The organism is Pseudobutyrivibrio sp. YE44 (assembly GCF_900104335.1).
GTDB lineage: Bacteria > Bacillota > Clostridia > Lachnospirales > Lachnospiraceae > Pseudobutyrivibrio.
On record NZ_FMXT01000001.1, the window covers coordinates 601,243 to 617,900 of the forward strand.

Below are 16,658 nucleotides of genomic sequence, written 5' to 3' on the forward strand. Positions count from 1 at the left end.
TGCCCTAACGATTGAAGTTATTTCTTCTTGGAAATTTTGTCCAGAATACTCTTGAAATCTACAGTCTTTATTTGACTGCTATCATACTCCCCGATTTCAATAAGCTGATCGGCAGATATTTCACCCAGAGGCACAACCTCATCCTTGCCAATGGCAACCACGAAATATCTGTCCGAACCAGCTCTAATTATCTGAACATATTTATTGCTGGAGATTCTAATTGCCTCAATAATTTCAAGGTTTTTATTAAGGCCTTGAGTCTTTTGATAACCTGCTATCCACTTAGTAACGTAATAAGTCAATGCAAGAACACCAACAAATACAACTAATATAAATATCAGCTGAAAAAAACTCTCGCCAGCAGAAGAAAGCAAAGCCACTATCCGATAACCTTCTTTACAGCTTCTAGTACTCTTTCAGCCTGGAATGGTTTTACAATGAAATCCTTAGCTCCTGACTGAATAGCCTCAATAACCATAGCCTGCTGTCCCATAGCAGAGCACATGATTACGCATGCGTTAGGGTCTTTTTCTTTAATAGCTTTTAAGGCTCCAATACCATCCATCTCAGGCATTGTGATGTCGAGAAGAACAAGATCTGGGCTAAGCTCAGCATACTTATCAACGGCAATCTTGCCATTTTCAGCTTCGCCTACAACATTGTAGCCATTCTTGGTGAGAATGTCCTTGATCATCATTCTCATAAATGCAGCATCGTCACAGATTAAAATGTTTTTTGCCATGTCTTCATCTCCTTAAATATGTATTTATTCTTTGATGATTTCTGTTATACGTACTCCAAAGGATTCTTCGATAACTACTACCTCTCCTTTGGCCACGTACTTGCCGTTAACAAGCACATCTATTGGTTCACCGGCTATTTTATTTAGCTCGATGATAGTACCGGGAGCAAAATCCAAAATATCTTGGATTGTTTTGTTGGTACGTCCTAATTCTACTGTAACCTCCAAAGGTACGTCAAGAATCAGGTCGATATTTTCTTGTGCAAACTGAGCAGCAAATCCAGGACCAAACGGTGTGAATTGTGCAGGTTGCACATTTATTTGAGGTCCAGGAGCATACATGTAAGGTGGTGCCATCATTGGCTGTCCTTGCATCATGTTTGGATCCATCTGCGGTGCAGCAGGTGGTGGTGCTGCAGCTGCCTGAGGAGCTGCCTCAGGAGGTGGAGCCGGTGCAGGAGCAGGTGCTGGTTCAGGAGCGCCACCGCCACCATCATCAACGGTGGATTGTGCATCTCCTTCCATGTTGCTAAGCACTGCTGCGCACATTTCCTTGGCAAGAGAGATTGGATACAACTGCATCATCTCTGAATTAACCAAGTCTCCTATTTCCATCTTGAAAGCAATTCTAACGAAGTTACCTTCAAGGAAGGCATCGATTTCACCTGGACTGATTGATGTCATATCCGTAAGTGTTGCATTAGGTGGTGAAATATCAACCATCTTATTAAGCATGGATGATATTGATGTTGCCGAGGCACCCATCATCTGATTCATTGCCTCTGATATAGCGGAAAGATGTAATTCTGAAATCTCTGCATCAGTATTGGTTCCATCACCACCCATCATCAAGTCAGTGATAACCTTTACATCGTTTTCCTTTAAAACAAGAACGTTACTACCATCAATACCCTTGGTATAACCAATTCTAACTACAACACAATTATCCGTGTATTGGGAAGATAAATCATCCCAGTTAGTTTCTGTAACTACAGGAGTAGAAATCTCAACTTTAATATTTACCAGTGCAAACAATGATGTTGCTGCACTACCCATACTAATATTGGCAACCTCGCCAATAGTGTCGATTTCCTGGCTAGTAAGCTCTCCGCCTCCACCACCAGAAGAATCATCTGCTGGTGCAGCATCTGGAATTCCACCACTAAGTAGTGCATTTATCTCATCCTGTGATAATACACCGTCGCCCATTCTACTGCTCCTCCCTTATGATTTCTGTCACTCTGACTGCATAGTCTTTTCCTGACGCACCTGGTAGGGCAGCGAATTTCCTAATGTCGCCCACAAAAACATCCAGTTCTTCGTCAACCTTTCTGTTAAGTCTGACAATATCGCCCACCTGGAGTTGAGAGAAATCTGCTACTGTAATAGTACTATTGCCCAATACAGCTGTAACTGGGATTTTAGCCCTACTAATAAGAGCTTCAACAGTATCTGAATAGCTTTCCCCTGCCTTCTCCTTTTGACTACTATACCAGAACTTTGTGTTCAATTTGTCCATAACTGGTTCTAAAGTTATGAACGGAAGACAAATATTCATAAGTCCTTCCACATCACCTATCTTAATATTCAAGGTGACAATCGCTATCATTTCTGATGGCGATATAATCTGTGCGAACTGAGAGTTTGTCTCGATTCGCTCTAATCTAGGATGTAAATCCAAAACGTTTTCCCATGGTTCTCTCAACAAATCAATACAAGAACTCATGACACGTTCGATTAGCAAAAGCTCAATTTCGGAGAAATCTCTAACCTTATCAAGAGGTTCACCAATTCCTCCAAGCATTCTATCAACCATGGCGAATCCAAGGTTTGATGCCATTTCTACGATAATGTTCCCCTCTAAGGGAGCAAAATCAACAACTCCAAGAAGTACAGGATTTGAAAGAGAATTTGAAAACTCCATGTAGGTAACAGCCTCAGAGTTCATTACCTCTACCTGTATATTCTTTCTAAGAAAAATCGGCAGGTTCGTAGATAACAATCTACCATAGTGCTCGAAGATGATTTCCATTGTTCGAAGGTGTTCTTTTGAAAACTTCGATGGACGGGCAAAGTCGTAATTCTTTACAGGCTTTTCCTTATTGTTTTTCATCTCCTCTGCATCAACTTCACCTGAAGTAAGAGCGTGCAGCAGGTTATCTATTTCGTTTTGTGAAAGAACATCACCCAAGCTTTCTCACCACCATTCGTCCCAAAAATTTCACGTCAGCGCTATTGGTAGGTAGCGCTTGAAAAATTAACTCGAACTATGAAGGATGATTTAAACAGCCCCTGAAGAGCTTCAAGGATTTCTTCCTTAACATCATCTTCCTTTGTTCTCATATCTTCGATTGTATGATTAGCTACAACTGTCTTGATGGTATCAGTAATAATGCTGTCGTAGGTTGATAAATCTCCTGAAGAGTACTTTTCAGTGTAATCTGCATTTGTACTATCCTGAGAAAGAGAAATACCAAGAACTGCGTAATGCATTTCACCATCTCCACTATCCTTTAGGTTGATAGTCATTGTAGCTCCGCCATTAACAGCGTAATTAACCATATCTGACACATCAACAGATAGTGAACCAGCTGTATCGCCAGCCACCAAATCCAAATCAATAGCTGAACAAACCTTTGTAATAAGCTCGTTAGCCTTTTTTGTCTCTGGCACTATTGAAATTGTAAGAACCGCTGTAAGAACAAGATTAACTACGACAAGCGCAAGTATTACAACTGTAATCAAATTCTTCTTCATAGCTTATCCTTTCTTTCCTACTATTCCGCAACATCAGAAGAATAAGAATTGAAAATCTTAATTTCTACTCTTCGGTTTCTAGCTCGACCTTCTGCAGTACTGTTATCTGCTATAGGAACATATTCGCCTCTACCGGCAGATTTTATATATGCAGGATTCAGATTAGTTACACTTCTAATTCTTTCAGCAACATACAAAGCTCTATACATAGAAAGTACATCGTTATTAGCATATGTTCCTGAAGACATTGGTACGTTATCTGTATGCCCCTCAACCTCTATGATGTTGTGATCATACTCTGCAAGAATCTGCGCCAGGTTATCTACAATACCTAGTGCATCCTCCGTAAGAGTTGCCTTACCTGAATTAAATAACAACGCACCATTGATGGTTATCATTACATAATTTGCATTGAAATCCACCTCTACCTGGTCTTGAAGACCAAAGGCCTTAAGTTTCTCTTCAATGGATTCAGCAATGGATTCGCTTTCTGAAGCACCAGCCTCTTTCAAGGCTTCCTTAGCTTCTTCTACAGATACATCTGACTTGGAAGCCTCATCAGGATTTTCGCCTTCGTTGCCTCCTTCATTTACCCCTTCTGCTTGTCCATTCTCTTGAATTTCAGATTCACTCTGACTGTCTGTTGCACCTTCTTTTTCAAACTGTTCATCATCGCCATCGTGAACACTGTTAAAATAATCGTCAAACATCTCTAATTGGCTAATACCAGATGAAATCATGTGGCCTTCACCAATGGAGGTTCCTCCTGATGAAAAAATACTAAAGCTTGATTGAATACTTGCGATAACCTCCTCGAATTTAGCGGTATCGGTACTACTCATTGAAAACAGCAATACGAAGAAGCAAAGTAGCAAGTTCATCAAGTCGGAGAAAGTGGCCATCCACGCAGGCGACCCAGCAGGAGCCTCTTCCGGCTTCTTCTTTGCCATTAGCCCTCACCTCCTCCGCCGTCACCGCCGATGCCTTCTCTAGCTGAAGGTGGAAGGAATGATTTAAGTTTTTCTTCAATAACTCTAGGGTTTTCACCTGCCTGAATAGAAAGAAGGCCTTCTACAGTGATGCTCCTAGACATTACTTCCAAATTATCATTAACCGCAAGCTTTGCACTGATAGGACCAGTCATCCAGTTAGCAATCAAAGAACCATAAAGTGTTGTAAGTAACGCAACCGCCATTGATGGTCCGATGGTGGATGCATCAGAAAGGTTCTTTAACATATTAACAAGTCCAACAAGGGTACCAATCATTCCCCAAGCAGGTCCCATCTCACCCCATTTATCCCAGAATTTTTTACGAACACCATGTCTGTCTGACATGTTTGCCAGGTCTGTTTCCAAAATCGCTCTAACCAATTCAGGATCAGTACCATCTACTACCAGGTTAATTCCCTTTTTTAAGAAATCATCCTCGATGCTGTGAGCAGCTTCTTCAAGAGCAAGGATACCTTCCTTTCGGGAAATATTAGCTAAGTTTATAATCTGTCCAATACTATCAGCAGCATTTGGAATAGCTGGTTCCTTCATGGCAACGCCAAAGGCCTTTAGTCCACCAACGAAATCAGGCATCTTATTACTAACCATAACCGATGAAATGGAACCACCAATTGTGATGATAACAGATGGAACATCTATGAAGTTGGCCATAGCCGCAACGCCACCGGATGATACGATACCGAAAACGACCATTACGACACCCAATACCATTCCTACTAAAGACGCTAAATCCAAACCTTCTCACCACCCCGTTAATTATTCTTGATTAATAGTCCCCAATCTATAAATCCAGAAAAATAATGTATAGTATTACACGTCTCCACTTTTGTGTTTATTTTACTAGATTTATATACTATTGTCTACTTTTCTCAGTAAAATGGTCGCATATTATTGTGTAATTTTTATGTCCAAACCACTATATATTGAGTATTCACAAAATTTTTAGGAATTATTCGAAAATTATACACACCCGCGTCCTTTACGACAGAGCATGACAAAGCCCCTGGTTACGTCTACAAGCCTTAGTATCTCTCGACTCAGCTGAAAAAAGCTTCGCTTGAGAGATCTAAGAGCTTGATGCCTACCAGGGGCTATCTCTACACCTAATATAGAACGCGGTTGCAAATATTACGCAAGCGCGAGCAGGGAAGTATCATGCCGAGCTAGGAGGGAGCCGCGCAGCGGAAAGTTGCCTAGCGAAGGTATGAGGGTTGCCCTGCGGGAGCATGAAAACCTAGGATACCGCGTTACTTAATTAACGCTTAAGGTTGATGAGTTCCTCGAGCATGGTGTCTGATACTGTGATGATACGTGAGTTAGCCTGGAATCCACGCTGTGTGGTAATCATATCTGTGAACTCGCTAGAAAGGTCTACATTAGCCATTTCCAGCTGTCCTGTGTTCATAGAAGAACCATCAGCAGAAATATCCATACCGATTCCATCAAACTCACCAGAGTTAAGGGTTGTATCGTAACAGTTATCGCCCTTCTCCTCAAGACCTGATGCATTTGCAAACTGAGCAACAGCAATCTGTCCTAAGAGAACGGTATTACCATTTGAGTATGAACCATAAATCTTACCATCTGTCTGGATAGAAAGACCTGTCATTGTACCAAGCTTCTTACCTTCACCTATTAGTGAATTACCATCTGGCCAACCTCTATCTGCCACTGCAGTAGATGTTCCACCATTATCGTAGTTCAATAATCTTGAAAAATCGATTTCGATATCAGAAAGAGCTGGGTCATCCTCGTTAGGTCCAAGCTTGAAGGACTTCATAAGGAGAGTCTTGCTACCAGGAGCACCAGCATAGTTCAAGAAACCTTCGCTGGTATCAAAATTAATATATTCACCAATAGTGGTAATATTAACTGTTAAAGTATTATCATCCTTTACTGTTACACCAGTAACACTGTCAATCTTATCCGCAGCTACTCCACAAACCTCTGAAAGAGACTTTGTATCACTGCTATCTGCATTATTAACAAATGTAGTACCGTTCAAAGTATATGTTTTTGCATCTGCACCCTCTCCAACAGTAAGTGAAACAACAGGTGGCGTCTCATCGTTTTGAGAGAACTTGTAGTTCTGTGCTGTTGCATCATAATCTGTTGGTACAGTGATAGACTGTCCAAATACATCAGCCTTAGAACGAGTTTCACCTTCTGGAGCATTTGCAATATACTCAGCTAATTTATCATTGTTATCTGCATCATAAATGTTTGTCAATTCAATTGAATAGTCGCCCTTTGTTCCATCAACCTTCTTGATAGAAAACTTCGCTGTGTATGAATAACCTAAGTTATCGTACAAAGTGAAGGAACGAACATAACCATTTGTAGAGTTGAACTGACTATCATTCTTATCGATAACGCCATGGAAGTAAGCTTTTGTTGTAGCCTCTGGTGCTGAAGTAAGGTTTTCAGTCTTCATAATACGAAGTGCAGAAACTGTATCCTTGATAATGTTTGCATTATTCTCAGGATCAACCTGCCAGCCCATTACTAAATAACCTGTTGTTGTCATAGCAAGGTTACCCATTCCATCAATGTAGAAGGAGCCTGCTCTTGTAAACAGGTTCTTAGAACCATTATTAACGATAAAGAAATTAGTTGAGTTTGCATCTGTAAGTCGAATATCAAGTGCATCGCCTGTTGATTGTGCAGCACCAGCTGAAGTAATAGAAACCTTGGTTGCACCATTAGTAACACCAAGACCTATCTGCTTAGCATTTGTACCACCTCGAGTTGCAGTTGCACCTGAAGCCTGTTGAGTTGTCTGATACATAATATCAGAGAAAGTTGTTGCGGAAGATTTGAACGCAACTGTGTTAACGTTCGCGATGTTATTACCGATAACATCCATCTTTGTCTGGTGAGTTTTAAGACCTGCCACACCAGAGAAAAGTGATCTCATCATAATGAATGACCTCCTCAATACCTATAATTGAGGGTGAACTGTTTGCCGCTTCTGTCAGTCCACGGCTTAGCTTCCATTAAGGTCCAGCTATACTATTACAGCACCATCAATATTTGTAAAAATGTTCTCTTCTGATTCTGTTTGGTCCATAGCTGTAACTACGGTCTGATTAGGTACGTTTACTATAAAAGCAAGTGTATCTACCAATACCAAAGAATCAGTAATCCCCTTTGCAGACGCCTTCATAACGCCTTCCTCTAGCCTTTGGGACTGTTCATCGGTCAATTCGATATTTCTATCATCAAGCCTTTGTGTAGCATGCTTAGAGAACTTAAGTGCAGAGGTAGAATCTAACTTCTGCTTAAAAATCTCTTCAAAGCTTGCTCCCTTGTAATTACCGAGTGGCTTGGACTCAGCTGCTGGATTTAAATAAGTACCAGCGACTTTTTCAATGGAGGTAAAATTTGGATTAATGTTTAAATTACTCATATCTTCCTCCTACACTTCCTGTGCTGGGATCTCCGAAAGTCCATTATCCTCTGAATCAGATTCCTCTGAGTTATCAACCTCAGCTGGCTTTTCCTCATCTAAAATGACATTTTCGGAAGCTTCCTTGCTACCTTCTGGCACTGGATTTTCATCAACTGGAGTCGTTGACTCAGCGCCTTGTTCTTCAGTCCCTGCCGTTACCTCCTCTGATGGAGCAACAGTAGGTTCCTTCTCTTTTTCTTTATCGGCTGTTTCCATTGCTTCCATTAACTTCGTAAGCTGCGTCAATACCTCTTGATACTTCTTAAGAAGATCTTCACTAACGAAGCTTCTATCGTAATCATTCATTGCATTGTATACACCAGCTGCCTGTCTAATAAGCTCTTGATCTCTGATAGTAACCTGTTCAGCATCTGGAAGCTTTTTGATTGCATCTGTAAGAAGACTAGCCATGTATTTTGCGTTGTAGTATTCTTCATCGATTACAGATATCATTTTTGACATTTCGTAAAGCTCACCGTCGATAGAAAGCATTGTGCCTTTCTTATCGTCCTTGGTTACGAAATCTACCTTGCCAGTTAATTCCTGGCCATTAATGTTAAGTGCCACAACCTTGCCAACAATGCTGTTACTCTGTATAGTTTCCATGTTGTCTTGAACTGACTGCATAGCCTCTATCTGAGTAAAGGATGCTAGCTGTGCTACGTACTGGCTATTATCGCTTGGTTCCAATGGATCCTGATATTGCATTTCAGCTACAAGGAGCTGTAAAAACATATCTTTGTTGTATCCAGTATCACGTTTAGCTTCTGATTTAGAGGTTGTGGTAGTTTCATTAGCTTTAGTTGTTTCCTGTGACGCCTTAGTCTTTGTATATTCACCATTTGTTACAGCTCCAACTAAGAGAGGTTCTGCCATACAACTTCTCCTTTCCTGTTATTACGCCATAAAATCTAGGGTTCCACCATTGTCCTGCATCATCTGAGCAATAAGAATGTCTTCTTCGGACATCATACCTGTCAATCCATCTAAGCTATTTAAATCGATTCGATTACTTCTCTTAGAGGACTGTTCCCTTGATTGCTCCTCACGTCTTGAATCATTTCTTTGGTTATCTTCGAGATTTCTTTCAAACTCATGTGTTCCAACAGAAACTTCAATGGAAGTGACCTTTGTAGAGCTTTGATTCATCTCTGTTCTAAGGTTTGCCATCTGTGATTCAAGTGCAGTTTTTACTGCATCATTCTCTGTAAAGATTTTTGCAGTAATTTCGTTACCCTTCTGAGTAACTTCAAGGAAAATCTTTCCTAATCCTTCTGGATTTAAAGTTAATTCCATTGTTGTACTTTCTGTACTTGTAAGAACTCTTGCCTGTTCAATAAACTGATTTGCAATATCCTCTGCAGTAACTGTTTCTCCTGTTGGAAGATAAACAATCTTCTGTTCAGGTACAAATTGAGGAGCTTCACTTTGAGTCATTGGAACCGTAGCGTCTGCTCTTACCTCTGTTTCTTTAACAGTCTTGTGTTCCCGGTTAAAATCAAAGGAATTCTCTTTTTTATCCTGTGGCTGTTCAAAAGACTCTTTATTTTCCTGTTTTATAACTACTTGAGGTTCATTCTTAGCTTCAACAACTGTCTTTTCAACAGGAGTCTCAACCTTTTCGATAGGTTCATTCTTTTTAATAACCTCAACTGTTACAGGCGAAGCAGCTTCTTCCTTTGGAACTGTAATCTCTGGAGTTTCCTCTTCAACTACCTTCTCTTTTGGAACTTCAATATCCTCAAAAGGAATATTTTCAGTTTCTAGCTGTGTAACTGCAGTCTCATAAAGATCTTTGATTTCCACGAAGGATTGTAAATTTTCGTCAAACAACTGATTTGTAAGATCCGTTACCTTCTCCAATATCCCTGCAAACTGATCATCCATAATAAGGGAAATAGAATCAGTTTCGCCTGTAATCTCAGCTACGACCTGAGCCAGACTCTGAGGATTAAGTAAATCAATAAAGGTAAGCCCTAGATTTTCCATTGCAAGCTTAATATCTTCCTCGGTCACATCAAGCTCTTCTTTAATCACTTCTACGACTTCCTCTATCACCTCATCTACTTTCTCAATAATTTCCTCAGGATTATTCTTATCCTCCACTGAATTATCTGTGGTTATCTCTCTTTTTTGAGAGGATACCTTCAGGGAAGAATCCTTAGAATCCTGCTTCTCGCTGGAAACCTGCTTAACAGTAGAATCAGTATTACTGTCTGCCTTAGGGACATTGTCAGCAACGTTCTTCAAAGCCTTTTCAAATAATCCAGTGGAGTTGGCTGCGGCTGCTTTATCAGCGGCAACAGTAACATCAATCTGTTTTACCTGAACCAGCAAGTTTGACACATTGCTACTTGTCATGTAATCCCTCCTTTCACATATTCTGTTTTCAAGCTACTATAAGACTTATGCTTCCATTGGAACTTATGGTTCCATCATCTTTGTAAGTGTTGCAGCATTTTCCGTACTCATTGCTGCTAGAATATTTGATCGTGTACTTGCATCCATTGCCTGAAGGATTTGAGCTACCAAATCAAAATCATCAGTCATCTCATCAAAAATTGCGGCTGCATTTTTTGCCTTCATGCTAGTGTAGGTTTTTACGTAATCCTCAATCTCTTTGTCAGTTTGAAGCTGTGTAACAACCTGCTTATAGATTGCTGCTGCGTTTTCCGCATCAATGGACTCATAATATGTCTTATATTCATTTATATCGGGTGCATTTTCAGAAAAAACAACCTCTTCATAAAATTTTTCTTTGGTCTGTTCAAAGGCAGCTTCGTTGGCCTTATATTCCGCCAGTTCAGCTGCAGCTGTTTCTAATTCCTTAACATAATCAGCATTTTCTGTATTTGCATTCTTCAGCTCTTCCAATTCTTTTTCAAGCTCTTTAATCCTATCCACTGCATCTTCAACGGTGCTATATTGTGCATAAGGATCATCTACAACTTCCTCAGGTAAATATTCCTCAATACCTGGAAGAATTCTATTAACATATGGTACATCCTTTAAAACAGGAAAAAGAACAGTAGACCCAAATCCGCCTACATCCATCTTTACCAGGAACGCAAATATAACGAGCCAAATAAGAATTATAAGCAACACAACAAAGGCCATAATAATGCCACCACCAATACCTAGGCGTTCCTCATCCTCTGGTAGCGTTTCACCGTTGGCCTTTGCTTCTTTACGTCTTTCCTTTAAAGCCGCCTTTTCCGCCTTTTTTGCTTCTTTTTCAGCCTTTTTAGCCGCCTTTTTTGCTTCCTTATCGTCTGCTGCTGGTGCTGTGCTCTGAGTTTCTGCTACATCTGCCATATCTACTCTCCCTCTTCCTCTGGATTAAAAAACCTTGAACTAACTAATTCATCTGTTATCTTATTTTCTTCATAATCAAGCTCTGCCACGAATTCCTCGAAGGCATGCTCTCTTAGTTTTTCATGCATCTTTCTTTCCATCATTACCGTATTAAGTCGTTTTCTCGCATTTTCCAAGGCCTTCTGAGCCTTGGAAACCTCAATCATCTGATCGCGTAGGGCAACCTTTATGGAGGTAATAGCACTTTTACAGGTTTTAATTTGTTTTATATCGATATTACCAACAGAAAGTTCCTTAAGTTGACGCTCATAGCCTGCCTGTCTAATCATTAAGTCTCGAAGCTTTTGCTGTTCTTCATTAAACCTGGCAGTAGCCATACCAAAATTGGCTTTTTCCTGTTCTTCTAATTTCTGTTTCAATTCAAGAATATTTTGCATTCGATAAACAAACTTAGCCAAAATGCATCACCCCTTATTCCTGAAAGATATCAGTCATCATCTGAATAATTTCATCAAACTCAAACTTGTCATGAGTCTGCTGTAAAAGGAAATCATTAACAGCATCTATCTTTTGAATAGCATAATCTATAGATTTATTAGAACCATTTTTATAGGCACCAATATTAATCAAATCCTCTGCCTCCTGATAGGTAGCAAGGACGTTTTTCAGCTTACCAGCAACAGCCTTATGCTCCGGAGTTGCCACAGCAGACATAACTCTGGAAATAGACTGCAGCACATCAATTGCAGGATAATGATTCTTCTGGGCCAGCTTTCTGTTTAACATAATATGTCCATCAAGAATAGATCGAGCTGTATCAGTAATTGGTTCATTAAAATCATCACCATCTACAAGAACCGTATAAAGCCCCGTTATTGAACCCACATTTGAATTTCCTGCACGTTCGAGAAGACGAGGCATCTCTGAATAAACCGAAGGTGGGTAACCCCTTGTTACAGGCGGCTCACCTGACGCCAGACCTATCTCTCTTTGTGCCATAGAAAAACGTGTAAGTGAGTCCATCATAAGAAGAACATCCTTACCTTGATCTCTGAAATATTCTGCTATCGCTGTAGCTGTAAGGGCAGCCTTTTTTCTTATAAGAGCTGGTTTATCAGAGGTTGCGCAAACCACAACAGAACGAGCCATACCCTCAGGGCCTAAGTCATTTTCTACAAACTCTCTAACCTCACGACCACGCTCTCCAATTAAAGCAATAACATTTATCTGAGCCTTGGTGTTTCTTGCAAACATGCCCATCAAAGTAGATTTACCAACGCCTGAGCCTGCAAATATACCAATTCTTTGGCCCTTTCCAACAGTTATAAGACCATCTACAGCCTTAACTCCCAGAGACAAATGCTCCTTAATAATTACTCTAGACATAGGATCAGGTGGGTCTGCTTCTGCAGGATATTCCTTTAGATTATCAAACTCCGTCAAATCATCTACGTCCGATGGAACGCCAAGACCGTCGACGAGATGCCCCAACAACTGGTCGCCTACAGCAACCCCGAGAGGATGTCCTGTATTTTCCACCATGCATCCAACACCAATACCTTCAACATTCTCATAAGGCATCAAAAGCAGACGTTTGTCTTTAAATCCGACAACCTCTGCTTTTATTCTCTGATCAGAGCCCTCTACGATAATTTCACATAAATCACGAAGCTTAGCCTCTGGTCCTACTGATTCAATTGTAAGTCCTACTACCTTTACAACCTTGCCAAGAGATTTAAAGTAATCTTTCTCTGTCAGCTGCATCAATAATCCCTGATCCACTTTGCCTCCTAGCTTAGAGCTTTAATTTCTCTTATAAGATTATCTAATTCCGTGTCTATACTACAATCAAATATTCCACCATCAGTCTCTATAATACATTGGCTGTCGTTCAAAAGAGGATCAGCAATTACATCCAATCCAACCTCTGCTCCAACTTTTCCTTGAATCTCATCCTTTTTGCTTTTAATAAATTCTGCATTTGCGTCACTAACCTTGATTTGCATCTGGCCGGTGCGTTCAATTTTCATAATACAGTGGTCTAAAAGATGATAAATAACATCTTTCTTTCCAGAAAGCTCCGCAGAAAATACCCTTTCAAAAACAGGAAGACACATTTCAACGATTTCTCGTTCCATCTCAATCTGCTTTTGCATATATTCATTTTCAATACGATCCACTTCCGCCTGCATATTATCTCTGGCATTTGCCAGTTCTAAAGCAGCTCTCTGGGTACCTTCGTTATAGCCTTCCTTTTCGCCATCCTGTCTGGCTAAATTTTTCATAGCATCAGCATTTAGCTGAGCTGCATTTAAAATCTCCTCAGCCTGAGCATTTGCGTCAGCGATAATTCGCGCTGCCTCTTCATTAGCCTCATCAATAATTGCTTGAGTATCCACAGAAGGTATAACCTCAGGCTCCTCCTGTTGCATAATTGTATCCGCCAAGCCTAAAAACTCATCTGGGTCCATTCCTTCAGGAATCTCCTCACCAGACTCTCTCATAGCCTCAAGCCTTCGCTCGCGCTCAAGTTCTAAAAGACGGGCCTTATAAGCCTTTTCTTGTTTTAAAATCAGTTCTCTAGCTTTATCGTTCGAGTCAATAACAAGTTCATTAGTCTCCCCATCCTCAGTTGCTTCGTTAGGAGCAACCAAGAAACCATAAACCACATTGTGACTAGACAACGAGCTCATCCGAACCTCCTCTTGAAATTACGATTTCTGCAGAATCCTCAAGCTTTCTGATAATACCAACAATCTTCTGCTGAGCCTCTTCAACATCCTTCATACGTACAGGACCCATGAATTCCATATCTTCCTTAATCATAGCTGCAAGACGAGAAGAAAGGTTCTTAAAGATTGCAGCCTGAACCTCATCATTAGCTCCCTTAAGTGCCACGCCAAGATCTGAATTATCAACATCTCTAAGCACACGCTGAATAGCTCTGTCGTCCAGAAGAAGAATATCCTCGAATACGAACATCTTCTTTCTGATTTCTTCAGCAAGCTCTGGCTCTTCAATTTCAAGAGACTCCATGATACGTTTTTCTGTACCACGGTCTACTGTGTTCAAGATATTTACTACCGCATCTACGCCGCCGGCGATAGTGTAATCCTGATTAATAAGAGATGAAAGCTTACGTTCAAGTACACGTTCAACCTCTTTAATAACTTCTGGGCTGGTTCTATCCATAAGTGCTATACGTCTAGCAACATCAGCCTGTTTTTCCGGAGGAAGAGCACCGATAATCAACGACGCCTGTCCAGCAGACAAATATGACAAAATCATAGCAATTGTCTGAGGATGCTCCTCCTGTATAAAGTTCAGCACCTGAGAAGGTTCTGTCTTTCTGATAAACTCGAAAGGACGAACCTGTAGTGATGCAGTAAGCTTGGTAATAACATCCTGGGCACGGTCGTCTCCAAGAGCCTTCTCCAAAAGCTCTTTGGCATAACCAATACCACCTTCTGCGATGTATTGCTGAGCCAAGCATACCTGATAAAATTCTTCGATAACCTCTTCCTTGAGCGCAGGAGAAATACTTCTCGTATTAGCAATCTCCAGAGTCAATTCTTCAATTTCCTCTTCCTTGAGATGTTTAAAAATCTGAGCTGATTTCTCTGGTCCTAGGGCGATTAAAAGTATTGCGGCTTTTTGTACGCCATTCATGTCTTCTGCAGCCATAACCTTATCCCCAATCCTCGTTTAGCCAATTTCTCAAAAGCTGAGCAACAGCTTCTGGTTTCTCATCCACAAACTTTTCAATAAGTAAGCGGGCTTCAGATTTCTCTGTATAACCAATATCTTCAAGCTCCTCCTCCTCTTCCTGAGCAGTAGAAGCAATAAGATCATCAATAGTAAGTTCTTCTTCAACAGGCTCCTCTTCCTCAACCTTAAGACTTCTAAATACAACGAAGCCAAGCATTGCAAAGATAAGTAAAGCAAGTATAATCTGAAGAATATCTGTAAGCTCGATTCCAGAGCCTTCAGAATACTGGAACATAGGAATTTCGTATGCTACTACCTTTACGTTGGCAGTTGGGAAGCCTGTAGTCCTTGCAACCACTTCAACGATGTCGTCGGATACTTCCTGCTGAACAGGATTTGAGTTGGCCTTAACGAATTCATCAAAGGTCTGTCCAGCCTCCTCAAGAGTACCATCCTTTTCCATCTTGTCTTGATTATAAATCGCGAACTTCTTGCAGGTTACAGATATTGACGAATCCTCTAATACCTGTTTACCCATTTCATCCTTGTGAGTGGTTATTGTCTCACTTGGTAAATAATCCTTTTCAAACTCCTCTGTAGAGGTTGAAGTCTTATTCTCATCTTCTATTACATAAGTGGTATCATCATCGTTTGAATCTGTACCCGGAACACCACCGGCACCACTTGTAGATGTAGAGCTAGAACCCGATTCACTATCAAGATAACCTTCTGTACGTCCTTCATCTACGTAGTACTTATAGTCAGTGTAAGCATGCTCATCAAAATTCATTGAAAGATTTACACCAACAGAAACAGTATCATAAAGATTCGTGCCCTCAAGTACTGTTTGAACTCTTGATGAAATCTCGTTTCTAGCTTTATCCCTTACATCCTGATTTGCCGACGCAGCTCCAGCTGCTGTACCAGTATTAGCGTTAGGATATAAGAGGTTTCCATCTGTATCCATGATAGTAATATTGTCATCTGTCAAATTACCAAGGTTCGTAGATAGTAACTTGGCAATGCCTGCAACTGTAGCATCTGGTATAGGCTCAGAAAGTGTAAGCATGACAGTTGCGTAGCCATCTTCATTTTTAGCAATAATAGTTCCGTCATCCTCAGGAATATTTAAGGTAACATCTGCCTTTTCAACCATGTTAAGACTAGATATTGTTTTTCCAAATTTTTGTTCCAAAAGAACCTTGTATCTCTTTTGTTTATCTGCCTCTGTAGTTGAGAAGCTGCCATCTATAACATTGTCAATTGTGTAGTCTGATGTAGGGATTTCATTAGAGCCAAGAAGAATATTTGCAGCAGACAAATCCTTCTCGTTAATGTAGAAGGTAAAACCATCCTCACTAAGCTCATACTTAATATTATTATCCTCTAAGAGAGTCTTAACAGTAGATGCTTGTTTTCCATCCTCACAAGCAATAAGTTGAACCATAGTAGGGCGTGTTATAACCACTGCCAAAATGATAAAAGACACAATAACAACAGCAGTAATTGACACAATCAATACCTGCTGCCGTCTTGTAAACTTTCTCCACCATTCTAGAAACCTATTCAGTAAAGCCTGAATTTGTTCTGGCATTTAGATTCCCCCTTTATTGTAGACTTTTTCTCGGTGCTAAAGCACCTACTTGGCTAAGGAACATTATCCTTGTTACTAT

At 40.4% G+C, this 16,658-nt stretch carries 17 protein-coding genes; all 17 read right to left on the reverse strand.

Going from position 1 to position 16,658, the window contains the following annotated elements; genetic code table 11:
- Nucleotides 1-17: 17 nt before the first annotated feature.
- Entirely contained in the window at nt 18-380 is a 363-nt protein-coding gene (locus BLR54_RS02760; RefSeq protein ID WP_176761833.1) for a flagellar biosynthetic protein FliO, read from the reverse strand.
- Nucleotides 380-742, reverse strand: a complete 363-nt coding sequence (locus BLR54_RS02765; RefSeq protein WP_028243865.1) for a response regulator — start codon at nt 740-742, stop codon at nt 380-382. The genes BLR54_RS02760 and BLR54_RS02765 overlap by 1 nt, the downstream gene beginning before the upstream one ends.
- Before the next feature lie 24 nt (nt 743-766).
- Nucleotides 767-1,951 carry a flagellar motor switch phosphatase FliY gene (gene fliY, locus BLR54_RS02770; protein WP_090416680.1) on the reverse strand — a complete coding sequence of 395 codons (1,185 nt, stop codon included), beginning with the start codon at nt 1,949-1,951 and terminating at the stop codon, nt 767-769.
- A gap of 1 nt (nt 1,952) precedes the next feature.
- Nucleotides 1,953-2,933 (reverse strand): flagellar motor switch protein FliM, encoded by a 981-nt coding sequence (gene fliM, locus BLR54_RS02775; RefSeq protein WP_090416682.1) that lies wholly within the window; start codon nt 2,931-2,933, stop codon nt 1,953-1,955.
- 41 nt (nt 2,934-2,974) lie between these two features.
- Complete coding sequence (locus BLR54_RS02780) at nt 2,975-3,499, reverse strand: flagellar basal body-associated FliL family protein (protein WP_090416684.1); 525 nt, start codon at nt 3,497-3,499, stop codon at nt 2,975-2,977.
- Between the two features lie 20 nt (nt 3,500-3,519).
- Nucleotides 3,520-4,449 carry an OmpA/MotB family protein gene (locus BLR54_RS02785; protein ID WP_090416686.1) on the reverse strand — a complete coding sequence of 310 codons (930 nt, stop codon included), beginning with the start codon at nt 4,447-4,449 and terminating at the stop codon, nt 3,520-3,522.
- A complete protein-coding gene (locus tag BLR54_RS02790; RefSeq protein WP_176761834.1) occupies nt 4,449-5,246 on the reverse strand; it encodes a motility protein A in 798 nt (265 codons plus the stop codon). The genes BLR54_RS02785 and BLR54_RS02790 overlap by 1 nt, the downstream gene beginning before the upstream one ends.
- Nucleotides 5,247-5,766: 520 nt before the next feature.
- The gene (locus BLR54_RS02795) at nt 5,767-7,431 is read right to left on the reverse strand and encodes a flagellar hook protein FlgE (protein WP_090416690.1); all 1,665 of its coding nucleotides are present in this window, start codon (nt 7,429-7,431) and stop codon (nt 5,767-5,769) included.
- Nucleotides 7,432-7,518: 87 nt separating this feature from the next.
- Nucleotides 7,519-7,920, reverse strand: coding sequence for a TIGR02530 family flagellar biosynthesis protein (locus BLR54_RS02800; protein ID WP_090416692.1), 402 nt, complete (start codon nt 7,918-7,920; stop codon nt 7,519-7,521).
- A gap of 9 nt (nt 7,921-7,929) precedes the next feature.
- Nucleotides 7,930-8,838, reverse strand: coding sequence for a flagellar hook capping FlgD N-terminal domain-containing protein (locus BLR54_RS02805; RefSeq protein WP_090416694.1), 909 nt, complete (start codon nt 8,836-8,838; stop codon nt 7,930-7,932).
- 21 nt (nt 8,839-8,859) lie between these two features.
- Nucleotides 8,860-10,323: a flagellar hook-length control protein FliK gene (locus tag BLR54_RS02810; RefSeq protein ID WP_090416696.1), complete on the reverse strand. Its 1,464-nt coding sequence runs from the start codon at nt 10,321-10,323 to the stop codon at nt 8,860-8,862.
- Nucleotides 10,324-10,386: 63 nt separating this feature from the next.
- Complete coding sequence (locus BLR54_RS02815) at nt 10,387-11,277, reverse strand: MotE family protein (RefSeq protein WP_090416698.1); 891 nt, start codon at nt 11,275-11,277, stop codon at nt 10,387-10,389.
- A gap of 2 nt (nt 11,278-11,279) precedes the next feature.
- On the reverse strand, nt 11,280-11,735 hold the full coding sequence (gene fliJ, locus BLR54_RS02820) for a flagellar export protein FliJ (RefSeq protein ID WP_090416700.1): 456 nt from the start codon (nt 11,733-11,735) through the stop codon (nt 11,280-11,282).
- Between the two features lie 13 nt (nt 11,736-11,748).
- Nucleotides 11,749-13,041, reverse strand: a complete 1,293-nt coding sequence (fliI, locus tag BLR54_RS02825; RefSeq protein ID WP_090417293.1) for a flagellar protein export ATPase FliI — start codon at nt 13,039-13,041, stop codon at nt 11,749-11,751.
- Nucleotides 13,042-13,067: 26 nt separating this feature from the next.
- Nucleotides 13,068-13,970, reverse strand: a complete 903-nt coding sequence (locus BLR54_RS02830) for a FliH/SctL family protein (protein ID WP_090416702.1) — start codon at nt 13,968-13,970, stop codon at nt 13,068-13,070.
- Nucleotides 13,954-14,961, reverse strand: coding sequence for a flagellar motor switch protein FliG (gene fliG / locus BLR54_RS02835; RefSeq protein ID WP_090416704.1), 1,008 nt, complete (start codon nt 14,959-14,961; stop codon nt 13,954-13,956). Before fliG ends, BLR54_RS02830 begins: the two co-directional genes overlap by 17 nt.
- Before the next feature lie 4 nt (nt 14,962-14,965).
- Nucleotides 14,966-16,579 carry a flagellar basal-body MS-ring/collar protein FliF gene (gene fliF / locus BLR54_RS02840; RefSeq protein ID WP_090416706.1) on the reverse strand — a complete coding sequence of 538 codons (1,614 nt, stop codon included), beginning with the start codon at nt 16,577-16,579 and terminating at the stop codon, nt 14,966-14,968.
- Nucleotides 16,580-16,658: the final 79 nt, after the last annotated feature.